The organism is Agrobacterium tumefaciens, assembly GCF_005221325.1.
GTDB lineage: Bacteria > Pseudomonadota > Alphaproteobacteria > Rhizobiales > Rhizobiaceae > Agrobacterium.
In genome coordinates, this window is record NZ_CP039889.1 from 1,951,706 (window position 1) to 1,975,684 (window position 23,979).

Sequence of the window (23,979 nt, forward strand, 5' to 3'; positions counted from 1 at the left end):
ACTAATGCACCGGCGCGGGTTCCTGTCGATCTGTCCCAATGTGAGCGGAAGACACCGGGAGGAAGAACGCATCATACGTTCGCAACATTAAGTTTCACTAAATCACGTATCCGCTTTCTCCCCTGCCCACGAGTGTGACCAAAAAAGTACGCTAATTTACTAATGTATCCCTACACCGCCGAAAAATCGAAAGCGAGTGGCCATCCGTCTCCCAGAAACGTATAGTTAACAATGTGTTAATACTGGAGGCTGATGTGGTGCGGGTAAAGAAGAAAAATCTTGACGGGGCAAGTCTGATTACCCCGGATACTGTCGCAAAAGAGATTTTTGCGCGCAAAACGGAAACATTCGATGAGCAGTTCGCAGTTGCGAAAGCAGAGGTGGCGCTCATTCTCGAATTGGCACAACAGCAATTCGACAATCGTGTTTCAGTACGTGAGATAATACATCGGACGGCGGGTGCACTTCATCTCCTGCGAGAGAAGCTCCACTCCAGCGTGTGGGCTGAACTGATTCCGCTGGTACAGAATCACCCCGTGTCGCGCCATTTTCTGGAAGACCCCTTCACGCGCTGGTCCTTCGAAAAGCCGCGTGGTTATTCGGGCGACGCGCAATTGTTGGATTTCATCTATGGCCATCCCAGCGTCGCCGAGCAGGTGAACAAAGCGACCCCGCTCGGCGCGGCCCTTTACGACTATACGAAGGATGCGAGTTCCTCGGTTGCCGTGCGCGAGCGGCGCGATCTGCTGACGCGGTTTGTCGATGAGGCCGCCGCCCGGCACGGCAGGGAGACGGAAATCCTCACCATCGCCTCGGGCCATCTGCGCGAGGCCGATGCCTCCGCGGCGCTGAAGGAAGGCGGGATCAAGCGCTGGGTGGCGCTTGATCAGGACCCGCTCAGCGTCGGCTCCGTCGCCCGCGATTTCAACGGCACCTGCATCGAGGCGATCGATGGTTCGGTGCGTGATATCGTTCTGCGGACACAGGAACTCGGCAGTTTCGATCTCATCTATGCGGCGGGTCTCTATGATTATCTGAACGATCGCGTGGCGATCAAGCTGACACGGCGCTGCATGGAGATGCTGAAACCCGGCGGCATGTTCCTCTTCGCCAATTTCTCCGAAGACATCGTCGTCGATGGTTACATGGAAACCTTCATGAACTGGGCGCTGCTCCTGCGCTCCAAGGCGGATATGTGGCGGATCGTCAATGCCAGTGCCGACCCCTCGAGCATCGAGGCAGAGGTGTTTTTCGGCGAGAACCACAACATCGTCTATGCGACGATGCGGAAGAAGGCGTGACATCCTTCGGCCGGTCTCCGCCTGCCAATAACCATTTGCTTAAACCTCGTCGCGGCCTTAAGAATCCGCGCCGAATGCGTTGCAGAATGGAATGGCTGAAATGAAGAGATATTATTCGGATATGGGCGGTCTGCCGGGGCAGACGGAACTGCTGTCGAGCAAGGCTGTTTTCAAGACCGCCTATGCCGTCATCCCCAAGACCGTGATGTCCGATATCGTAACGAGCGTGCTGCCGCACTGGACCGGCACGCGGGCCTGGATCATCGCTCGGCCGATGACCGGTTTTTCCGAGACTTTCGCGCAATATATCGTTGAGGTGCAGCCGGGCGGCGGCAGCGACCGGCCGGAGCCGGACGAAAGGGCGCAAGCCGCGATCTTCGTCGTGGAAGGCGAGATGACCGTGGTGTTCGAAGGCGTGCAGCATGCGCTGCGGGAGGGCTCGTTCGCCTACCTGCCGGCCGGCGCGCGCTGGCAGGTTAAAAATTCGGGCAAGGCGCCCGTCAAGTTCCACTGGGTCCGCAAGGCGTTCCAGGCGGTTGACGGTCTTGAGCCGCCACCGGCGATCTTCACGCATGAAGATGAGAACGCCATGTCGGCCATGCCTGACACGGATGGCAAATGGGCGACGACCCGCTTCATCGATCCGGAAGATGTGCGTTACGACATGCATCTCAACATCGTCACCCTCGAGCCGGGCGCGACCATTCCGTTCATGGAAACCCATGTGATGGAACACGGCCTTTATGTGCTGGAAGGCAAGGCCGTCTACCGGCTGAACGAGGACTGGGTGGAGGTGCAGGCCGGCGACTTCATGTGGCTGCGCGCCTATTGCCCGCAGGCCTGTTATGCGGGTGGGCCGGGCCGGTTCCGTTACCTGCTCTACAAGGATGTGAACCGCCATGTGAAGCTCTGGTAACGGGCATCCATCGGCGAAATCCGTGAATTATCGCGCAATCCGGCGGTTTGCGCGATAATTGCTTGCGTAAAATCGAATATCCCTAATAAATCCCGATATGCGGGCGGCTGTCGCCGTTCCGTACCATTCCGGCATCCGCCTGCATCTACTTTTCGAGAAGAATGCCCGTATGAGTGAGACGATCGATACCAATGTCTTCAATCTTGCACCCGTGGCGATGTGGATCGAAGATTTCAGCGCGGTGAAGAGCCAGTTCGATATCTGGCGGGCCGACGGTGTCGAAGATATCAGGGCCTTTCTTCTGGAAGATTTATCACGGGTGGCAGCCTGTTCGCAGAAAATCCGCGTGATCGCAGTCAATGCCAAGACGCTGGAACTGTTCGAGGCCCGCGACCAGGCGCATCTTGTCGACAATCTGCACCGGATTTTTCGCGACGACATGCTGGAAAGCCATGTGAACGAGCTTTCCGAACTCTGGGCCGGTCGGACGGAATTCACCAGCAATGCGGTGAATTATTCGATCGGCGGCAGGCGGCTCGATATCCAGCTGCGCGGCGCAGTCATTCCCGGCCACGAGGATACGCTCGGCCGGCTGCTTTTGACCACCGAGGATGTGACGGAGCGGGAGGAGGCCCGCCGCAAGGAGCTTCTCAACCGCCGTTATGCCGAAGGCATGTTCAAACATTCGCCGGTCTCCCTGTGGGTGGAAGATTTCAGCCGCGTTCGTCGGCTGATCGAGGAGGTGAGGGATCGCGGCATCGTCGATTTCCGGGTGTTCATGGATGTGCATCCCGAATTTGTGCGGCAATGCATGAGCGAAATCCGCGTCATCGATGTCAACCGGGCGACGCTCGATCTTTTCTGCGCGCCGGACCGGCAGGTCCTGTTGCAGCGGCTTGGCGATATTTTCCGCGGCGAGATGGAAAAGCCGTTCCGGGAACAGCTGATCGAGCTTTGGAACGGTAATCTCACCCACCACCGCGAGGTGGTGAACTATGCGCTTGATGGTTCGGAGCGGCACGTTCTCCTGCATTTCTCCGTCTTCCCCGGCCATGAGCGGGACTGGTCGCTGGTGCAGGTGGCGCTGACGGATATTACCGCGCGCAAGAAGGCGGAAGCCTATCTCGAATATCTCGGCAAGCACGATGTGCTGACCAAGCTGCATAACCGCGCCTTCTATTCGGACGAGCTGAACCGGCTGGAGCGCAGTGCGCTCAGGCCCGTTTCGGCCATCGTCATCGATCTTAACGGCCTGAAGGACGCCAATGACAAGCTCGGCCACGATGCCGGTGACGCCCTGCTGCGGCGCATGGGCGAGGTGCTGAACGGCGTGGTGACCGCGCCGAACCATGCCGCGCGCATCGGCGGTGACGAATTCGCCATCCTTCTTCCCGGCGCGGACAAGCAGGTGGCCGCAGCCATGGTCGAAACGGTCTATGAGTTACTGAAGATCAACAACCAGTTCTATTCCAGCGCGCCGCTCAGCCTGTCGCTGGGCGTGGCGACGAGTGAAGCCGGCGAGGCCATGGAATCGCTGGTGCGCCGGGCCGACATGAATATGTATGAACAGAAGAACGCCTATTACGCAGCCCTGCGCAACCGTTCCGCCGACAATAGCGATACGACGAAGAGCGGCGCGCAGCCGGAAACCACCTCGCTGAAGCGTCTATTCTGAGGATGACGCGGTGAGGGCGCATCAAGGCGCGAGGCGTTCTTGTCTTCCGCGACGGTTTGCATCGTCTCGACGTCATCCTCGGGCTTGTCCCACTGCTGTCCGGTTTAAGTTTCCGGGCAGGTCGCTCTCCCCATGAAGTCGGTGATGAAGGGCGAACATTCACTCAACGTCATCCTCGGCCTTGTGCCGAGGATCTAACCACGTCGAATAAAATCAATACGTTGGCAGATCCTCGGGACAGGCCCGAGGATGACGTCGGCGCAATTGGTCCGACTCTCCCACCCATTTCACGGTTCCGCTCTTCCTTGGTTCCGTCAGGGGCCCACACATCTTCACAAGCGCGTGAGAGCGCTTTTGCACTGCAACAATTCTATTGCCGAAATTTTACATACGTCTTAGTATGTATGTAAATGTGACCTATTTTGTGGATTCGGAGCGCAGTATGGCGAAGAGATTTGGGCAGATCGTAGCGGTGTTGTTGACAGGCATCGTTCTGGTCGGATGTAGCGACGAGCAGGCGTCCGCGCCCGGCGCTCCGCCGCCCGGCGCGGTCAAGGTTGTGGCCGTGAAGCCGGAAGAACTGCCAATCACCAACGAATTGCCGGGACGCATCGCGCCGACGCGGCTTGCCGAAGTGCGCCCGCGCGTTTCCGGCATCATCGTGGAGCGGGTGTTCGAGCAGGGCTCGCTGGTGAAGGAGGGCGATGTGCTCTACCGGATCGATCCCGCGCCGTTCCAGGTGCGCGTCGATAGCGCCGAAGGCACGTTGCGCCGGGCGCAGGCCGCGCAGTTGCAGGCGCGGCAGACCGCAGACCGTCAGCAGCAGTTGCGCCGATCCAATGTCGGCTCGCAGCAGGAATTCGACAATGCCGTCGCTTTGCTGGCGCAGGCCGATGCCGAAGTGGCGGTGGCCGAAGCCGGCGTGGCGGAAGCAAAGCTCAATCTGCAATATGCCGACGTGAAAGCCCCTATCAGCGGCGTCATCGGCCGGGCGCGCATCACCGAAGGTGCGCTGGTCAGCGCCACCGGTTCGGAAAGCCTGGCAACGATCCAGCAGCTTGATCCGATCTATGCCGATTTCACCCAGCCCGCCGCTGATCTCATTCGCCTGCGCAAGGCGCTGCAGGACGGTCAACTGATGACCGGCGCGAACGAGGCCGAAGTCAACCTGCTGTTTGATGACGGCAGCCGTTATCCGGTTCCCGGCCGCCTGCTGTTTTCGGAGGCGGCTGTGGATGAAACCACCGGTCAGGTGACGTTGCGCGGCGAATTCCCCAACCCGAACGGCGATCTGCTGCCGGGCATGTATGTCCGCGTCCAGATCCAGCAGGGCATTGAGAAAGCGGCCTTTGCCGTGCCGCAGCAGGCTGTGCAGCGTGATGCGGGCGGGCAGGCGAGCGTGCTTGTCGTCAATGCTGAAGATACCGTCGAACAGCGGCGCGTCAGCGTTGGCCGCTCCATCGGCGACCGCTGGGTGATTTCGGAAGGCCTCAAGGAGGGCGACCGTGTCGTTGCCGAAGGTTTCCAGAAGACCTCGCCGGGCGCCAAGGTGAAGCCTGAGCCGTGGTCTGCGGAGCCCGATGTCACTGCCGCCGCCGGCAGCGAGGGCGCTGCCCCGGCCGCGAAGCAATAAGGACCGATTTCATGGCACGTTTTTTCATCGATCGGCCCATTTTTGCCTGGGTCGTCGCCATCTTCATCATGCTGGCGGGCCTGCTCGCCATTCCCATGCTGCCGATTGCGCAATATCCGAATGTTGCCCCGCCGCAGATTTCGATAGCGACCACCTATCCCGGTGCTGCGCCGGAAGACATCTATCAGAGCGTCACGCGTCCCATCGAGGAAGAGCTGAACGGGGTTCCGGGGCTTCTTTATTTCGAATCGACCTCTGAATCCTCAGGCAGCATTTCCATCAACGTCACCTTCGCGCCGGGCACCAATATCGGTGAAGCGCAGGTGGAGGTGCAGAACCGCATCGCCCGCGTTCAGCCGCGTCTGCCGCAAGCAGTCACGCAGCAGGGTCTGCGCGTTGAGCAGGCAGGCACCTCGTTTCTGATGATGGTGGCGCTCACCTCCGTCGATGGCAATACCGACGCCATCGGCCTCGGTGACTATCTCAGCCGCAACGTGGTCGGCGAATTGCGCCGCGTGCCGGGCGTCGGCAGCGCGCAGCTGTTTGCCACGCAGCGCTCCATGCGCATCTGGATGGACCCGGACAAGATGCTCGGCCTCAGCCTCACCTCGTCCGACGTGATCGGCGCCATTCAGGCGCAGAACTCGCAGGTTGCGGCGGGCCGCATCGGCGCGTCGCCAAACCCGATCGGCCAGCAGATTTCGGCCACCGTCAACGTGCAGGGCCAGCTGACGACGCCGGAGGAATTCGGCTCCATCGTGCTGCGCGCCAATCCGGATGGCTCGTCCGTGCGGCTGCGGGATGTGGCGCGGGTGGAAGTGGGCGGCGAAAGCTACGCCTTTTCCAGCCGCCTGAACGGCAAGCCCAGTGCGGCCATCGGCGTGCAGCTGTCGCCCACCGGCAATGCGCTGCAGACCTCTGAGGGCGTGCGCGCCACCATGGAGGAGCTGTCGCAGTATTTCCCGGCGGGTCTGGAATATGAAATTCCCTACGACACCAGCCCCTTCGTGAAAATCTCGATCCAGAAGGTGATCAACACGCTGGTGGAGGCGATCATCCTCGTCTTCGTGGTGATGTTCGTCTTCCTCCAGAACATCCGCTACACCATCATTCCGACACTGGTGGTGCCCGTGGCGCTGCTCGGCACCTGCGCCATCATGTATGTCTCGGGTTTCTCCATCAACGTGCTCACCATGTTCGCCATGGTTCTCGCCATCGGCATTCTCGTCGATGACGCGATCGTCGTGGTGGAAAATGTCGAGCGCATCATGGCGGAAGAGCATCTGTCGCCGAAGGAGGCGACCCGCAAGGCGATGGGCCAGATTTCCGGCGCCATCATCGGCATCACGCTGGTTCTGACGGCGGTGTTCGTGCCCATGGCCTTCTTCCCCGGCGCTGTCGGCATCATCTACCAGCAGTTCAGCCTGACCATGGTGGTCTCCATCCTGTTCTCGGGCTTCCTCGCACTGTCGCTCACGCCTGCGCTCTGCGCGACGTTCCTCAAGCCGATCAAGGCCGGCCATCATGAGAAGAAGGGCTTCTTCGGCTGGTTCAACCGCGGCTTCGACAAGGCCTCGCATAAATACTCGTCTTCGGTCGGCAGCATCATCAAGCGTTCCGGCCGTTTCATGATCATCTATGCGGCGCTGCTTGCCGGTCTTGGCTGGGCCTATATGCAATTGCCGAGCTCCTTCCTGCCGAACGAAGACCAGGGTTACCTGATCGTTGATATTCAGGCGCCGGCGGAAGCCAGCAGCGAACGCACGCTGCAATCCATCCAGCAGATCGAAAAGATCTTTCTCGCGGAACCGGCGGTCGATCGTGTGATTGCGGTGTCGGGCTTCTCCTTCTCCGGTTCCGGTCAGAATGCCGGTCTCGCCTTCGCGACGCTGAAGGACTGGAGCGAGCGCGGGCCGGAGGATTCCGCATCCGCCATTGCACAACGCATCAACGGCAAGCTGTGGGGCCTGCCGGGTTCCATGGCCTTCACGCTGTCGCCGCCGCCCATTCAGGGTCTCGGCAATTCCAGCGGCTTCACCTTCCGCCTGCAGGACCGCGCGGGTGCGGGACAAGCGGCGCTGAGCGCCGCCGGAGCGCAGCTGATGGCGGCCGCGCAGCAAAGCCCTGTTCTCGCCGGCCTGCGTGTCGAAGGCATGCCGGATTCGCCGCAGGTCAACCTCATCATCGACCGTGAAAAGGCCAATACCTTCGGTGTGACCTTCAGCGACATCAACGCCACCATCTCGGCCAATATGGGGTCGTCCTACGTCAACGACTTCCCCAATGCCGGCCGCATGCAGCGCGTGACGGTGCAGGCGGAACAGGGTCAGCGCATGAAGACCGAGGATCTTTTGAACCTCAACGTCCGCAATGCCAATGGCGGCATGGTGCCGGTCAGCTCATTCGCTTCTGTTGAATGGGTTCGCGGTCCCTCGCAGGTGGTCGGTTATAATGGCTATCCGGCGATCCGTATCGGCGGACAGTCCGCACCGGGTTACTCCTCCGGTGATGCGATTGCCGAAATGGAGCGTCTGGCGCGCGAATTACCTGGCGGTTTCGGTTTCGAATGGACCGGCCAGTCGCTGCAGGAAATCCAGTCGGGTTCGCAGGCGCCGGCGCTGATCGGCCTCAGCGTGCTGTTCGTCTTCCTGCTTCTGGCAGCGCTTTACGAAAGCTGGTCGATTCCGCTTTCCGTCATGCTGGTAGTGCCGCTCGGCGTCATCGGTTCGGTGGCGGCGGTGATGCTGCGCGGCATGCCGAACGACGTCTACTTCCTCGTCGGCCTTGTCGCCATCATCGGCCTTTCGGCCAAGAATGCGATCCTGATCATCGAATTTGCCAAGGATTTGCGGGCGGAGGGAAAATCCACCTATGATGCGACGGTGGAGGCGGCGCATTTGCGCTTCCGGCCGATCCTGATGACCTCGCTCGCCTTCTCGCTCGGCGTGTTGCCGATGGCAATCGCATCGGGCGCCAGTGCGGCGAGCCAGAACGCCATCGGCACCGGCGTTCTCGGCGGCATGATCTCGGCGACCATCCTCGCGATCTTCTTCGTTCCCGTGTTCTTCGTCTTTGTCATGAAGTTTTTCGGGGATCGGAAGAAGGACGACAAGATTGCTGCTGACGCCGTATCGCTGGCCGAATAAAACGAATGGGAAGGCCGAGTTGATATCCGATGAAGCATTCATCTGATTGACAGCCCGGCACCGCAAAGAGGCACGGTGCGAAAGCACCGTGCCGTGATTGAAAGGAGACATCAGCATGCGCCGAACCAAGGCCGAGGCAGAAGAGACGCGTCAGGCGATCCTTGCCGCCGCCGAGCGGGTGTTCTTCAAAAAGGGCGTGGCCAATAGCTCTCTTGATGAGGTGGCGGCCGCGGCCGGTGTTACGCGCGGCGCGATATACTGGCATTTTTCCAGCAAGACCGACCTTTTTATCGGCCTTTACGAATCCGTGGCGCTGCCGGAATCGGATCTGCTGGATTTTGGCGATCCGGACCTCAAGGGGACAGCACTGCTGGCCAAGATCGAGGAGGCGACGTGCAAGTGGCTTGCGCTTCTGGCAGAAGACGAACAACGCCAGCGCATCATGACCATCAGCCTGCGCACCAATTACTCCGACGAGTTCGCCCCGGTCCTGCACGCGCAGGAAGAGCTTGACCGTCACCACAAGGATGTGCTGGAGGCCGCTTTTCAGCGTGTACAAGCGGAGGGTGTCTTCAATGACAACTGGACGGCGGAGTCGGCGCTCGGTGCGCTTTACTGGCTGCTGAAAGGCATCGTTTACGACTGGCTGCTGTTCGGTCAACGTTTCGATCTGGTCAAGGAAGGGGCCGAGGCCATGCATCGCCTCATGAAGGGGTTCCAGCGTCCTCCTGCCACCTTGACCTAAACGCTGAATCACCCTGCCGCGCCGGTCAAATTTCAGTGTATTCTAAAAGACCAGCGAAAATTGCTTTACGTACCTCAAAACGGACGCTAGCTTCTTCTTCGAGCTTTGGGAGGAGTTCGCAGATGATCATTTCAGGTATAATCAAGGGGCAAGCGCCGTCCGTTTCCGCTGGATATCGGTGACGGCACATGGCTTTTGCTGACGAATCTCCAGACCCGACCCTGATCCGGACGGTTGGGCTGTCGAAGTCCTTCGGTCCGGTACAGGTTCTGAAGGATATCGAGATTGCGGTGCGGGCCGGCGAGGTCCACGCGATCATCGGTGAAAACGGTGCCGGCAAATCGACGCTGATGAAGCTCCTGGCTGGCAATGAGAAGCCGTCGGGCGGGGAAATCCGCATCGATGGCGAAGCCGTTGCGCTGAGCGGACCTGTGGACGCCGAACATCGCGGCATCGTCCTCGTGCATCAGGAAATATTGCTGGCGCCGGATCTGACGGTAGCGCAGAACATCTATCTTGGTCGCGAATTGCGCCGGGGCCCGATGATGGACGACCGGGCCATGCGGGCCGGAGCTCGACAGGCGATAGCCGATCTCGGCGGCACGATCGATCCGGACGCCATCGTCGGCAGCCTTTCGATTGCCCAGCGGCAGCTCGTGCAGATTGCCCGTGTTCTGCTCGTGCCGCATCGCGTCGTCATTTTCGACGAGCCGACCGCCAGCCTCACGCCCATTGAGACTGATGCGCTGCTGAATGTCATCAGGGACATCAGGGCCAAGGGCGTGGCCGTGCTCTATATTTCGCACCGCCTGCCTGAAGTGAAGGAGATCGCCGACCGGGTGACTGTCCTGCGTGATGGCCGACTGGTCGCCTCGCATCCGGCATCGGAACTGCAGCCGGCCGATATGGCGCGGCTGATGGTGGGGCGTGATGTCGCCAAGCTCTATCCGGACCGGCATGCCGGCGGCGAGCACGAACCGGTCTTGCAGGTGGAGCATTTTACCGTTCCCGGTTATGCGCAGGATGCCGGGTTCAGCCTGCGCAAGGGTGAAATCCTTGGTTTTGCGGGCCTGGTCGGGGCGGGCAGAACGGAGCTGATGGAAGGGATACTTGGCCTGCGGGCCGGGCGCGGAAATATTCGCCATCTCGGCCAGCCCGTGCATTTCGCGAAGGCGGAGGACAGCCTGAAGGCCGGCATCGTTTATCTGAGCGAGGATCGCAAGGGCAAGGGATTGCTCCTGACCAAGGATTTGCGGGTCAATCTCACACTCGCTTCACTCAACAAGTTCAGCCGGCTGTTTCAGATCGATATCCGCCGGGAGGCGCAGGCGCTGGACGACGCGGTGCGCGATTTCGACATCCGTACCGGCCGCAAGGACCTGCTTGCGGGGCAGCTTTCCGGCGGTAACCAGCAGAAGCTGCTGCTGGCCAAGATGATGCTGCTCGATCCGTCCATCGTCATCATCGACGAGCCGACACGCGGTATCGATATCGGCACCAAGGAGCAGATTTACCGTTTCATCGCGAACCTTGCGGATGAGGGGCGGTCGATCATCGTCGTTTCCTCTGAAATGCCGGAGCTGATCGGCATCTGCGACCGTATTCTGGTGATGCGTTCGGGCCGGATCGTCGGCGAGGTGGCGGGCGAGCGGATGACCGAAAACGACATCGTGGCGCTGGCAACGGGCGTTCATACGCAGGAATTCGCCTGAGGCCCGCCTGTCATTCGAATAAGGCCTGAAGAAAAGACAATTGAGGGGACATATGACTGAGGCCGCACTTGATAACGGCAAAACGCCGAAGACCTCGAAGGACTGGGACCTGCGCGCCGTTGCGCCTTTCGTGGCGCTGGCCCTGCTGCTGGTGCTCGGCACCATCGCCAATCCGAATTTCATCGGCATCGACAATCTTTTGAATGTCGTGACCCGCAGCGCCTTCATTGCCATCATCGCGCTTGGCGCCACCTATGTCATCACGTCGGGCGGGCTCGATCTTTCCGTCGGCGCCATGGTCGCTTTCGTCGCCAGCCTGATGATCCTGTTCATGAACAGCGGCGTCATCGCCAGCCCGCTCTTGATGCTGCTCACGGCCATGGTACTGGCCGTTGCAATCGGGGCGGCCTGCGGGCTGACGAATGGTCTCATCACCACCATTGGCCGCATCGAGCCTTTCATCGCCACGCTCGGCACCATGGGCATTTATCGCGGGTTGACCACCTGGCTATCGCAGGGCGGAGCGATCACCTTGCGCAACCCGGAAATCCAGACGCTTTATCGCCCGATTTATTTCGGCAATATCCTCGGCGTGCCGGTGCCGGTCGTCGTGATTTTCGTGACGGCCACCATCGCTGCCTTCGTGCTTTACCGCACCCGTTACGGCCGGCATCTGACCGCTGTCGGCTCCAGCGAGGATGTGGCGCGTTATTCCGGCATTTCCGTCGTCCGGGTCCGCACGATTGCCTATGTGGTGCAGGGGCTCTGCGTCGCGGTTGCCGTGCTGCTTTACGTGCCGCGCCTTGCCTCCACATCCGCCACGACAGGCATGTTGTGGGAATTGCAGGCCATCACCGCCGTTGTCGTTGGCGGCACGGCGCTGCGCGGCGGGGTGGGTCGCATCTGGGGTACGATCTGCGGCGCTTTCATTCTGGAGATCGTCGGCAACATCATGATCCTGTCGAACTTCGTCAGCGAATATCTGATCGGTGCCATTCAGGGCGCGATCATCATCATCGCCATGCTGGTGCAGCGCTCTTTGAGCCGCAGGTAGCGGGAGGATGGGGAGTTTGGCCGCGCCATGTGGGGCAGGCGCGGTTGTAAGAGGAGGAACGCCCCGGTCTTGGGAGGAAAGAGACTATGCGTAGAAAATTCATCGGCGTGGCATTTGTCGCGCTGGCTGCCGTCCTTGCGGGTTCTGCTCATGCGCAGGACAAGAAGGTTACGATCGGCGTGTCCATTCCGGCGGCCGACCATGGCTGGACGGCGGGCGTCGTTTATCACGCCGAGCGCGTGGCCAAGCTTCTGATGAAGGAGCATCCGGGGCTCAACGTCATCGTCAAGACCTCGCCGGATGCCGCCAACCAGGCAAACGCGCTTCAGGATCTTGCAGTGCAGGGGCTGGACGCGCTGGTCGTGCTGCCGTCGGACCCCGATCCGCTGGTCAACGCCATCAAGGAAATCAAGGACAAGGGCACCTTCGTCGCGCTGGTCGACCGCGCGCCGAGCGTCAACGACAATTCCATCCGCGATCTCTATGTCGCGGGTAACAACCCGGCACTCGGACAGGTGGCGGGCGAATATATCAAGAAGACCACGCCTGATGCGGAGGTGGTGGTCATTCGCGGCCTGCCGATCCCGATCGACCAGCAGCGCCAGGATGGTTTCGACAAGGGTATCGCCGGCTCCGGCGTCAAGGTTCTCGACCGCCAGTACGGCAACTGGAACCGCGACGACGCCTTCCGCGTGATGCAGGACTATCTGACCAAATACAAGAAGATCGATGTCGTCTGGTGTCAGGACGACGACATGGCGATCGGCGTGCTGGAAGCGATCCAGCAGGCGAAACGCACCGATATCAAGTATATCGTTGCGGGCGCCGGTTCGAAGGACATGATCAAGAAGGTCATGGACGGCGACAAGCTGGTGCCGGTCGATGTGCTTTATCCGCCGGCGATGGTGGCGACCGCCATGCAGCTGACAGCAGGTCATTTCTACGATCAGGTGCCGGTTGCCGGAGAGTATATTCTCGACGCGACGCTCATCACCAAGGACAATGCCAAGCAGTTCTACTTCCCGGATTCGCCGTTCTGAGAATCCCATACGTGAAAACGCCCGCTGGAAGGCGGGCGTTTTTATTGGTGGCTGATGAAAACCATTCCTCAGCCGCTCTTGCGAAACCACGCCGAAAGATAATCCACGAAGCTGCGCACCTTGGCAGGCAGGTAACGGCGGTGCGGATAGACCGCATAGATACCGCGATCCTTGGAAATATAGTCGTCGAACAGGGTCACCAGCTCACCCGACTGGATATGCGGGCGGGCGATGAAATCCGGCACCATGGCGATGCCGAGCCCGGCGCGGGCGGCGCGCAACGTTGCCTGCGGGCTGTTGACCTCGATCGGCCCGCTGATGGCGACCGAGTTCGAGCCGCCATCCGGTTCGAAATAACGTACGGTATTATGAAAGCGGGTATTGGTGTCGATGATGAAGGGCACGCGGGCAAAATCCTGTGGCCCGTCGAGCGGCCCGTGTTTCGCCACGAAATCCGCCGTCGCCACCGCATAGACCCGGAAATCGGAAAGCTTGCGGGCAATGAGGCCCGAATCCTCCAGCCGTGTAATACGGATCGCAAGGTCGAAGCCTTCTTCGATCAGATCGACGAATCGGTCATCGGCGACGATCTCCAGCACCAGTTCCGGGTTTTCCTTGGCGAAATCGATGAGGCTCTGGCCGACATCGGCATCGATGAAGGTGCGCGGAACCGAAATCCTGAGCTTGCCCTTGAGATCGGCATTCTTCTCGCGCACCAGATCTGCGAGGTTGTCGATCTCCTTCAAAATGTCGGAGGCGGTGCGGTAATAGGTATGTCCGGCCTCGGTCAGTGAGAACTGCCTTGTCGTGCGGTTGAGGAGCAGCGCGCCGAGATCATCCTCCAGTTCCCGGACATATTTGGACAGAAGCGCCTTGGAACGCCCGGTCTTGCGGGCGGCGGCGGAAAACCCCTCCGCTTCGACGACATCGATAAAGGCGCGGATGCGGGTGAGCGTGTCCATGAATATCCTCCGGTTCGTTCCATATAATTGAACGCTGGCGCGCGACTGTTCAACCCTAAATCCGCTGCCGAAAAAATCCGCGCTTTGATGAAAAAATTCTCTTGATTATGACTGCGAATATTCTTATCTCCCGTGCTGCCCAAAGTCGCACGTGCCCATGTGTGTCCGCCGAGTCCTCGATGTGGTGAGGATTTAGGTAAGGTACCTGGAACTAACCCCTCCAGTCGCTATTCCGGCCAACCGGGAAATGCGAGGACATATGAAGCAACGACGGTGCGGGCCTTTCTGGTTCTCTGCCGGCTTTCCATCAGCCGGGGTACTGAAGAGGCACACCATCATTGCCTGAAGTGCGGTCGGGTCAATCCCTCCAATCGATGGCAGACAAAGCCGAATGATGCTCTGGCAGGGCATCGTTCATATTCGCGCCTTGAGCGTATGCTATCGATTCTGCGCCTCCACCGGCTGATTCGAATGCATATCTCGAGCGTCCTTTGTCCTCCGGATTTTTCCGGAGTCGGTTTTATAGGGAATATATCGATGACGACTGCACGCATTCTCGACTTCATCAAGACCCGACGTCCCGAAGGCCCTTGCCTTGTGGTTGATCTCGACGTCGTGCGCGACAATTTCAACGCGTTCCGGCATTCCCTGCCGAACAGCGCGATCTATTATGCCGTCAAGGCAAACCCGGCTCCCGAAATCCTGAAGCTGCTCGCTTCGCTCGGCTCCAACTTCGATTGCGCCTCCGTGGCTGAAATCCAGATGGCGCTCGACGCCGGTGCGACCTCCGACCGGATTTCCTTCGGCAACACCATCAAGAAGGAACGCGATGTCGCCCGCGCTCACGCGCTCGGCATCGATCTCTTCGCTGTTGATAGCCATGAGGAAGTCGAGAAGGTTGCCCGTGCTGCCCCCGGCGCGCGCGTATTCTGCCGCGTGCTGACGGATGGCGAAGGCGCCGAATGGCCGCTGTCGCGCAAGTTCGGTTGCGTGCCGCAGATGGCCGTCGATGTTCTGGTCTATGCGCATCAGATGGGTCTCGAATCCTACGGCGTGTCGTTCCATGTCGGCTCGCAGATGATGAACCTCGACGCATGGGATGCGGCGCTCGCCGATGCCAAGCGGGTCTTCGCTTCGCTTGCCAAGCAGGGCATCCACCTGCAGATGGTCAATATGGGCGGTGGTTTCCCGACCAAGTATCTGCGCGACGTTCCGGCTGCCGAAGAATACGGCCAAGCGATCGACACGGCGCTGCGCAAGCACTTCGGCAACCAGATCCCGAAGACGATCATCGAGCCGGGTCGCGGCATGGTCGGCAATGCCGGCGTCATCAAGGCGGAAGTCGTTCTTGTGTCGAAGAAGTCCGACAACGACAACCACCGCTGGGTGTTCCTCGACATCGGCAAGTTCGGCGGTCTCGCCGAAACGATGGACGAGGCAATCCGTTACCCGATCCGCACCGAGCGCGATCAGGACGAGATGCAGCCCTGCGTTCTGGCCGGCCCGACCTGCGACAGCGCTGACGTGCTGTATGAAAAGAACATGTACCCGCTGCCGGTCTCGCTGACCATTGGCGATGAAGTTCTGATCGAAGGCACGGGCGCTTACACGACCACCTATTCGGCGGTCGCGTTCAATGGCTTCGAGCCGCTGAAGGCCTACGTTATCTAAGCATCGGGCCGAAAAGTGTAACGCGGTTTTCGGAAAACCCGATGCGCAGGTCAAAAAGTCCGAACGCCGCCCGCTGAACAGGGCGGCGTCTCGACCAAGCTTCCGTTCCGGCCCTGCCGATTGTGCTGTTGCGCAAATCCCTGCTTGCTGCACCTCTTCCAGCCGAGGAAAGCGTGTCGGCGGGCCGGAACGGTTTCACCATTTTTCATCAAGGGCCGCGTGTGGGCGGTTGTGTGACGGGAGGCCAAGGATGGCCGCTCTTTTGAATTCGGTACGGGCATTTTTCACACCGCAGACATTTCATGTCGATCAGGAAAATCCGGGCGATGTCGTTGCCCGTGAGAACCTCTTGGACCGCGCCATGGGCGCCGGCCGTCGTCGCAAGTCTTCCGAAAAGCTGCGCGCCGGCCGCGTTCCGGCCGAAGGCCTGGCGCTGGTCGCCCGTGATGAGGACGGTCATGTCATCGCCACCGTGCGCCTGTGGAATGTCGAAGCCGGCATTTCACGCGAAGGCCGTCCCGTCGAGGCGCTGCTGCTTGGCCCGCTGGCCGTCGATGCCGCCCATGAGGGCAAGGGCATCGGCTCCGCGCTGATGCGTGCGGCGATCTCCGAGGCCACCAAGCGCGGCCATGGCGCCATCCTTCTGGTCGGCGACGCGCCCTATTACGAGCGTTTCGGCTTCTTCGCCGACAAGGCGCAGCACCTCATCATGCCCGGCCCGTTCGAGCGCAACCGTTTCCTGGCGCTGGAGCTGAAAGCCGGCTGGCTGGAAGGTGCCGCTGGTCTTCTGGTCGCAAACGGCCGCCGTCTCTCGGCCTGAGGCGACCCTGATACTGATATCAAACCCCGGCCCAAAGCCACTGCTGTCCGGTTTAAATTTGTAGACATGGCGCACGGTGTTGATTCTACTCGTATTCGAACGTTTGGCGACGATCTCGGACACGAACAGGAAAAACACCGTGCGGCACTACAATAGCGTATTCCACGATCTGTTGAAGCGGGTGGCTTGGAGCAGGTTCGACAGGCTTGTGGATGAGCATGGCGCCGACAAGCATGTGCGCCGGCTGTCAACGAAGAGCCAGTTCATCGCCCTGCTTTACGGCCAGTTGTCCGGAGCCGTCAGTCTGCGCGAGATCGTCGGCGGCCTCGAAAGCCATGCCGCGCGGCTTTATCACGTCGGTGGAAGGCCGGTGTCGCGCTCGACGCTGTGCGATGCCAATGCACGGCGCTCAAGCGAGGTCTTTGCCGGTCTGTTTCGCGAGATGGTCGCCCGCGCGGGCCGCGGGTTGCGCCGGTCGGTGTCGGAGGCCACCTATCTCATCGACGCGACCGGCGTTCGGCTGAGCGGGGCCGGGTGCGACTGGGCACGGTTTTCCCATCAGGCCTGCGGCGCCAAGGTTCATGTCGTCTACGACGCCGATGCCGAGCGACCGATCTATGCGGCGGTCACGCCCGCCAATGTCAACGACATCACAGCCGCCAAGGCCATGCCGATCGCGGCGGGTGCGACCTATGTGTTCGATCTTGGCTATTATGATTTCGGCTGGTGGGCGGCGCTCGACAAGGCCGGCTGCCGCATCGTCACGCGGTTCAAGTCCCATACGAAGCTGACCGTAACAAGCCAGCAAGCTGTCAGCGGCGATGGCATCGTCCTCTTCGATCGCATCGGGCTTCTGCCCGCCCGCATGGCGGCAAGCCGCCGCAATCGGTTTGGCGACCCCGTGCGGGAGATCACAGTCAGGACGCAGACGGGCAAGGTGCTGCGACTGCTGACCAACGATCTCGACGCGCCCGCACAGGAGATCGCCGATCTCTACAAACGGCGCTGGGCGATCGAACTGTTCTTTCGCTGGGTCAAGCAGACGCTGAGGATCCGGCATTTCCTTGGCAACAGCGAGAACGCCGTGCGCATCCAGATCGCCGTGGCGCTCATCGCCTATCTATTGTTGCGCATGGCGCAGGCAGACCAGAAACTCGTCCAAAGCCCACTGGCATTCGCACGCCTGGTGCGCGCCAATCTTATGCATCGCCGAAGAACCGACAGCCTCACAAGGCCGCCACCAGCTAAAACCGCCGATCCAAGACAGATGACACTTCTCGGAATGGAAATTTAAACCGGACAGCAGTGGCCCAAAGCCGGGGTTTATTGTTTCTATCATACGGTCAATGCGCTCGACCTTTCCCGACCGATAATGTACGGAGTCACGCATTCTGACCGGAGATATACTTAAATCGGGGCTTTTTTTGCATGCCATTTTGACCGGGGAGTCAGCTTGAAATGGCTAATATCTGTACCTCATTGAATCTAAAGAAAAAACGGACTCATGTAGCAAACGCCACAAAGCGCAGCTCATTTCAAGGCTGATTGCTATACGGAAAAAGACCAAAAGGCGGATAGCGGCAGCGCATACATATTCTTACCGAAGGAGAGGAGTCGATCTCACATGTAAACTACAATCCCAATTACGTTCCAGGTCTTGCCTGGCCCGTTGTCTCTGAACCACCGCAAATGTCGGAAATCATCTTCTTCAACCATTGTAGACGTCTTCATTTCGAACCCTACGATAGTTCGGTATGCTTCCGCGATGATGTCGATTTCACGTCCTTTATCGTACCGCCAATGGTAAAGCCGCCATTCCTGTCTTTGGAACGGGAGAGATTTAACCAGTTCGTTGTGAACGAAATTTTCAAACAGCCCTCCCAAGGCCGTCGGGTTCGCATCGATATTGAAGCTCTGAGAGTTCATGCTCCTCAGCGCAGACGCAATACCTGTGTCGACGAGATGGACCTTGGGATGCTTGATGTCCCTTCCTGTCTCGCCAGAGGTCCAGGCGGGAAGTCGCTTCAAGGCGTGGAATTGGCAATAGAGATGGCGTGGAATTAGCAGTACGAGTGGCGTGGAATTATCAATAGAGGTGCGGCGTATTTACCAATAGGAGTGGCAGAAAAATGGTATTAGAGGTAGCGCGCACTACTGTGAGATAGAGCCGCGAATTGCGAGGTGAGAAGTGCGAACCGTGGTGGAATCTGCTACATAAGTCTGGAAAAAAACACATAAGTTTGCAGACTTTTAAACGTAGCACGAAATCGAGCGTGCATCTTCTATTCTTCGCTGCAGATAAATTTGAGTGACTTCGGCAGCCTTTCAGTTTGTCCCTTGCGATACTCAGCCTCATCGGTTCTAAATCGAACTATGGGAGCCAAAATCGATGAACAATCCACGACCTAGCGAAGCAGCGACCGCCAATAGACCATCACTTGATCATTTCCATGACGAAGCGGCACGCTCTCGATTACTCGCTGAAGTAATCCGGAAATGGGATGTTGCTGGCGCAGTTGCCTACGAACTGAACGATCTTTCCGATACAAGCCACGATCTCCGCGACGTCTCGTATGCAGACCTTGGAATTGAAGATGACGCGTTTGTAGTTCGCTTCGGCGAAGACGCCGGTCTCTATCTCGATGAAAAGCAGGATATGTTCGTTGATCGAGTCTTCGTTGTTGAGCAGATGTACGAGGGGAGGGATGGAGTGTTTCTTACTATCGTGGCCAGTCGCACGGGTCGCGTACCCGAACTGTCAGAGGAGACCTCACTGATAGCGAGCGGCTGGGTCGATGCTGACCGATCTGTAGATGACGGATTGGTGCACTTCGGCTTGGTTGGCGACCCCACGATTTTGAAAGCCAAAAATCTGTTCGACATCGAGATGGCTCTCGGTCAGGCTCTCGCAAGGGTGGGCGCGGGCGCGAAGTCAAAGCCTCATGCGTCAACAAGTTACAGCGCTTAACCGCTTCCTCGTTATCCGGGGAGGGAGTGCACCGGACTGATTAGATGAAAGAGGGAGTGCGGGATCGTTTTTTCCGGAAGGTGAAACAGGAATTCTTTTGAGGGAAAAGAAGTACCGGCGCTCATCGCCTCGTACGACCATCATGCCCGCCAGTTCATTCTCACTGATCCTTCTGAAGTAGTCAGAAATTGGCTGCTTGTCGTAGACCATGGCTGCGGTCTCGTCGTACTGCGAAGCGCGAAGTGTAAGGGATGCGGTCGGCCCGCGTGCTTGCAGAGCCTTGTGGGAGTACGGAAAATAGTTTCCGAGCAAGTGAACTATGCCCCAGTGGCGCTAGACGGATTACCCACCGGATTGGCATGAGCGCGGGTTCGAGGGCTACCAGACGTGGTTCTCGCCATTGGAAAAGCAGAGCGTCTGCCCTCTGATCAGCGTGGAAGCGCTTGCCGAACCAATTGAGGTTTTCGAGCACACCGTCGAGTGGGTGACCAGAAGCAACTCCCTTTCCTTTCCACAAGCCCGTCATCTCGGTCGGAAAGACGGGTTCAAGCGAAAGAAACCAGGTTAATGCCAAATGTTGATCTGGGAAAGCCATGTCCTCCATGCGACGTCTCGCTTCCTGAAAGTAAATTTAGACAAACGATTCATACCACGACGACACGTCGAGATTAGGCCGATGCTGATGCTACGAGCGTGCGAGTGAACTGCTTTCCACCCACCTACGTTCCCGAATGGCCAGCCGTGTAATACTCGTCACTTGACGCTGTTACTTCTGCCTGATGAGTGTGATTAAACAGGATATCAACCAGAGGGTGGCAGGGTGTTCAAATCAGCGGTCGACACTTCACACGGGGCAATTGCATATATCGACTCTAGGGGAGCCGGCGTGCCCTTGGTGATGGTGCATGCTAACTCCCTTTGCAAAGAAGAGTTCACGCCTCAGATCAAAGCCCTCTCTGGTGTGCGTCGTGTCATCGCATTCGACTTGCCAGGGCACGGCTTTTCGGCAAATGCCAATGACCCGAGACGGACATACAACATGTCTGGCTACGCCGATGCACTGCTTGAGGCGCTTGAGCGTATGAAGGTGAATCGCTTCTTGGCACTCGGACATTCACTTGGCGGACACGTCGTGCTTGAAATGATAGCAAAGAACGCTGCAATCGACGGCGCGCTGATCTTCGGGACGCCGCCAGTTGTGAACTCTCCGGAGGGGTTGCAAGCGGGTTTCAAACCGAGCCCCGAAATGGCCTACACGGGTAGTCCGATATTGAATGATGATCAGGTCTCGATGGTTGCCGAACTTGCGCTAGGGCCTGACGGCGCTACGGAAGAATTCTTCCTCAACGCCGTGCGTAGGACCGACGGCAGTGCCCGTCAGTTGATGATCGAGAGCGCATTGAGAGGCGAGGGTAGCAATCAGCGCCGAACCGCCGAGACATCGCCGGTTCCACTGGTCGTGGTCAATGGGGAGAATGATCCGGTCATTAATCTCGACTATATCGATAGTCTGCATTTCGCAAGCATCTGGGGAGGGGAGCCCATTCGTATAAAGGGCGCTGGTCATGCAGTTCACTGGGAACAAGCGACGAAGTTCAACGAGTTGCTTTTGCGCTTTGAAGATTTCGTGAATGAGGGTCGGGCTATTGGCTCAGGAAGCTGAAGTTCACTGCACGGGACGTGGAAGTGATCGATAGACTGCCGTTACCGGCTGGACATTAGTAGTTGGTCCCCATTCTGCGACACGAAAGGGCTATCTACGAAGATCGGATGTTTTGTCGTCAGAGGCATTAGGAGATTGAAGCTCGCCGCTGTCTCGTTAGCATCCCTAGTCTTTTGGTAAAGCCGCCGCACTCGTGAATATCCAGTCGGCAGTTTCCTGACACGCTCCACCTTACGCTTCGACCAGCCAGGCTAGGTTATCAGCTTACTTGATCCGGAGCACGAGCGTCCGCCACTTGTGAGGCGACTTCTTCGGGACGATCTTCATGATTCACTAACAGTCAAATACAGCACTTTTTATCCAGCGGCGGGCCTTTAATGGACAGGCTGTTAAGGGCAAAGATGAAGTGCACGGCCGGCCGCTATTTGAAAGCAAACTTAGTTATCTTACCATTATGTAGTTACCTCATTAGTAACCAGATTCACTTAATGACACATTGTTTAGTTGTTTTTAATGGTTGTGAAACAACCTCCATCTGAATGTGCCCTCCAAGTTGAGGGACTAGCAATGAAAAATAGACATCCACTCCGAATTCAGCTCACTATCCAAGGCGGCGGCGCAAAGTTCATAACTATGCTCCCCGCCGCACAGGCCTTCTGTGACAAGCGCACCGCAGGCGATATTTATATTACTCGCGTCTCCGGTGCCAGCGCGGGTTCGATAGTAGCCGCGCTTATAGCCACGAATGCGAACTTCGAAAGAGTTTTCGAATTCCTGGATAACAACGGAGATCGTTACGTAGGAAAAATGCGAGGAATCTCCCGATTTATGCCCTTCAGTTTCATGCGCAAGGGATGGTGGATTTTGAAAGTCGTCAGTGGTTATTCAGTCGTTAGTCCGAGACTACTAAGACGATTCTTGATCGAGATGTTTTCCTACAGCTGCCCCGATCTTCGTCACATAAATGGGGACGTATCCAAAGTTACAATTGCCGACATTGAAAAAAGATTCAATTGCAAGCTAAGAATCGGTCTCTCGTCCCTGACCACCTTGGAAGGATCGGAGGCGGAGCCCAAAACTCCTTTCATATCTGCATTGGTAGACTCTTGCTCGATTCCCCTGTTTTTCAGGAATATCCGAAACATTGGGGAAGGCCGCTTTGTTGATGGTGGCCTTTGTGAAAATCTGCCCACGTCTTCGCTTTTTGAAGATATCGCACAGTATGGTGACCTGTTCGCAATCACTACATCAGAACCGCAAGATTCGAACTTCAGTACCGTGTTCGAGTTTATGATGGCGGTTTTTTCTGCTAGCGTGAACCATAACGTAAAGCGCAGTATTAAGATGGTTGGAGACTATCTTAACGTAGCCATTGAAAGTAAGGTGACGACGTTTGACTTTAGCGGAGCGATGGCATTTTGCCGTGACACGCAGTCTAAGGACCTAATCTACGCAAAGGCACTTAATCGCCTAGCTTCATATGCCAAAATCAAAACTATCACTGATCAACCCAACGGCAGTTTCAATTCGGGTAGATATGACCCTCAATCTATTATGGACGGGATTTTTCAATTCCATAGTGTTGTATCGAATGGTGCGACGAAAAATCTAATCTCCACTACCATGGCACTGTTCTGCAATAGTCTTAATTGGGCGGAGCAAAACGAAAACGACTCCGATATCAGCTTTCAACAGTCGGTCTTCCGGGTAGGGCAAAAGCCCGTGTTTTCGATCTCTATTAATTTTCCGCGCGATCAGCGATCACAATACCTTCATCCGATGAAATGGCAGGTCTACGACAAAGATACAAAAAAAATAATTCCGTCGCGAATAATCCCGATGAAGCAGAGAAACGAAAATGGGGTAGAGTCAATTTCGTGCTGTATTTTCTTTGAAAAGCCGTTGTCGTCTGGCAAGGAAAAGCATCGAGACTACGTCTTAGAACATTATATTGAATATATCGGTGGTATACCTGGGCTGAAGGCCGCCCCGTATGCCGAGTTCCTCGCGATGTCTAATCTTACTGACGAGGTAATCGAGGAAGTGAATCTGATCATGCTCATTCCTAAAACCTACCGTAGAGGCTTGAAAGTCAACGCGGATTCCAGTTGCAGCGAGTTGAGCTTTGGGATATTGAAGCAGTCAGAAATAGTAAGAATTAGTGCTGTCTTGGATGATTACAGACACGATGCAATCGGTGGTCGCTTCAGAAATCTAAAGCCTGGGCAGCGAGCGCGGGCGAACTTCGTTGTTTGATCTAACCGGAACCACCTTGTGCAATGCCCATTATTCCCATATTATCCCCCCTAGAGATGGAGAGCAGGATGGCGAAGAAAGTTGGAATTGAAGGAGTCGTCTGACTCCATTTGGTGAAAGCCATAATAGTAATGCTAAAAAGGGCGGCGTAGCTGCCCTTTTTGTTATGAATCTTTTGAGCCTCAAAGATTATCTCGTGTCGAGGTTAGATAGCATTAAGTCAATTGCTTACCGCAGCAGGATTTAGTTGGATTGTCCTGCGATCTACACGCGTCCCCGTACAAGACGGGCGGGGGGTATGCATTGTTGAGAAACATACAGTGTGACGGTGAAGTTGGCGATCTGCTGACTATTGCGGCGGTATTCGCTTCGTGTATCGTTGCGGTGCGGTTGGTTTGCGCCTAACTTAGGGCCATA

General features: G+C 57.7%; 17 protein-coding genes and 1 pseudogene. 15 read left to right on the forward strand and 3 right to left on the reverse strand.

Going from position 1 to position 23,979, the window contains the following annotated elements:
* Positions 1-254: 254 nt before the first annotated feature.
* The 9 genes from CFBP5499_RS23920 to CFBP5499_RS23960 all read left to right on the forward strand — a co-directional run bounded on the left by CFBP5499_RS23920 (position 255) and on the right by CFBP5499_RS23960 (position 13,222).
* Entirely contained in the window at positions 255-1,301 is a 1,047-nt protein-coding gene (locus tag CFBP5499_RS23920; protein WP_175416875.1) for a class I SAM-dependent methyltransferase, read from the forward strand.
* 91 nt (positions 1,302-1,392) lie between these two features.
* On the forward strand, positions 1,393-2,217 hold the full coding sequence (locus tag CFBP5499_RS23925) for a bifunctional allantoicase/(S)-ureidoglycine aminohydrolase (protein WP_080827816.1): 825 nt from the start codon (positions 1,393-1,395) through the stop codon (positions 2,215-2,217).
* 169 nt (positions 2,218-2,386) lie between these two features.
* Complete coding sequence (locus CFBP5499_RS23930) at positions 2,387-3,892, forward strand: sensor domain-containing diguanylate cyclase (protein ID WP_175416876.1); 1,506 nt, start codon at positions 2,387-2,389, stop codon at positions 3,890-3,892.
* Positions 3,893-4,334: 442 nt separating this feature from the next.
* Positions 4,335-5,525: an efflux RND transporter periplasmic adaptor subunit gene (locus CFBP5499_RS23935; RefSeq protein WP_080830103.1), complete on the forward strand. Its 1,191-nt coding sequence runs from the start codon at positions 4,335-4,337 to the stop codon at positions 5,523-5,525.
* A gap of 11 nt (positions 5,526-5,536) precedes the next feature.
* Positions 5,537-8,671 carry an efflux RND transporter permease subunit gene (locus tag CFBP5499_RS23940; protein WP_080827814.1) on the forward strand — a complete coding sequence of 1,045 codons (3,135 nt, stop codon included), beginning with the start codon at positions 5,537-5,539 and terminating at the stop codon, positions 8,669-8,671.
* A 115-nt stretch (positions 8,672-8,786) separates the two neighbouring features.
* Positions 8,787-9,416, forward strand: coding sequence for a TetR family transcriptional regulator (locus CFBP5499_RS23945; RefSeq protein ID WP_080827813.1), 630 nt, complete (start codon positions 8,787-8,789; stop codon positions 9,414-9,416).
* Between the two features lie 188 nt (positions 9,417-9,604).
* Entirely contained in the window at positions 9,605-11,128 is a 1,524-nt protein-coding gene (locus CFBP5499_RS23950; protein ID WP_080827812.1) for a sugar ABC transporter ATP-binding protein, read from the forward strand.
* A 52-nt stretch (positions 11,129-11,180) separates the two neighbouring features.
* Complete coding sequence (locus tag CFBP5499_RS23955; protein ID WP_080827811.1) at positions 11,181-12,182, forward strand: ABC transporter permease; 1,002 nt, start codon at positions 11,181-11,183, stop codon at positions 12,180-12,182.
* Positions 12,183-12,268: 86 nt separating this feature from the next.
* The gene (locus CFBP5499_RS23960) at positions 12,269-13,222 is read left to right on the forward strand and encodes a substrate-binding domain-containing protein (RefSeq protein WP_080827810.1); all 954 of its coding nucleotides are present in this window, start codon (positions 12,269-12,271) and stop codon (positions 13,220-13,222) included.
* 68 nt (positions 13,223-13,290) lie between these two features.
* On the opposite strand, the gene CFBP5499_RS23965 is transcribed toward CFBP5499_RS23960, so the two are convergent.
* Positions 13,291-14,184, reverse strand: coding sequence for a LysR family transcriptional regulator (locus tag CFBP5499_RS23965; protein WP_080827809.1), 894 nt, complete (start codon positions 14,182-14,184; stop codon positions 13,291-13,293).
* A 537-nt stretch (positions 14,185-14,721) separates the two neighbouring features.
* Here CFBP5499_RS23965 and odc2 point away from each other — a divergent pair.
* The 3 genes from odc2 (at position 14,722) to CFBP5499_RS23980 (ending at position 17,969) form a co-directional block, all read left to right on the forward strand.
* Positions 14,722-15,855, forward strand: coding sequence for an ornithine/lysine decarboxylase (gene odc2, locus CFBP5499_RS23970; RefSeq protein WP_006314764.1), 1,134 nt, complete (start codon positions 14,722-14,724; stop codon positions 15,853-15,855).
* A gap of 250 nt (positions 15,856-16,105) precedes the next feature.
* Positions 16,106-16,675, forward strand: a complete 570-nt coding sequence (locus CFBP5499_RS23975) for a GNAT family N-acetyltransferase (protein WP_080827807.1) — start codon at positions 16,106-16,108, stop codon at positions 16,673-16,675.
* A 139-nt stretch (positions 16,676-16,814) separates the two neighbouring features.
* Positions 16,815-17,969 (forward strand): IS4 family transposase, encoded by a 1,155-nt coding sequence (locus CFBP5499_RS23980; protein ID WP_137066283.1) that lies wholly within the window; start codon positions 16,815-16,817, stop codon positions 17,967-17,969.
* Positions 17,970-18,295: 326 nt separating this feature from the next.
* Here CFBP5499_RS23980 and CFBP5499_RS23985 read toward each other — a convergent pair whose 3' ends face one another.
* On the reverse strand, positions 18,296-18,703 hold the full coding sequence (locus CFBP5499_RS23985; protein ID WP_233284233.1) for a DUF4143 domain-containing protein: 408 nt from the start codon (positions 18,701-18,703) through the stop codon (positions 18,296-18,298).
* Between the two features lie 361 nt (positions 18,704-19,064).
* Between CFBP5499_RS23985 and CFBP5499_RS23990 the strand changes: the two genes are divergently transcribed.
* Positions 19,065-19,643, forward strand: coding sequence for a hypothetical protein (locus CFBP5499_RS23990; protein ID WP_080827806.1), 579 nt, complete (start codon positions 19,065-19,067; stop codon positions 19,641-19,643).
* A 90-nt stretch (positions 19,644-19,733) separates the two neighbouring features.
* Here the strand turns inward: CFBP5499_RS23990 and CFBP5499_RS23995 are convergent.
* A pseudogene (locus tag CFBP5499_RS23995) lies at positions 19,734-20,247 on the reverse strand (GXWXG domain-containing protein); the annotation flags it as partial.
* A gap of 282 nt (positions 20,248-20,529) precedes the next feature.
* Between CFBP5499_RS23995 and CFBP5499_RS24000 the strand changes: the two are divergent.
* Entirely contained in the window at positions 20,530-21,306 is a 777-nt protein-coding gene (locus CFBP5499_RS24000; protein WP_233284234.1) for an alpha/beta fold hydrolase, read from the forward strand.
* A gap of 567 nt (positions 21,307-21,873) precedes the next feature.
* Complete coding sequence (locus tag CFBP5499_RS24005) at positions 21,874-23,562, forward strand: patatin-like phospholipase family protein (protein ID WP_158523291.1); 1,689 nt, start codon at positions 21,874-21,876, stop codon at positions 23,560-23,562.
* The last annotated feature ends 417 nt before the right edge of the window (positions 23,563-23,979 follow it).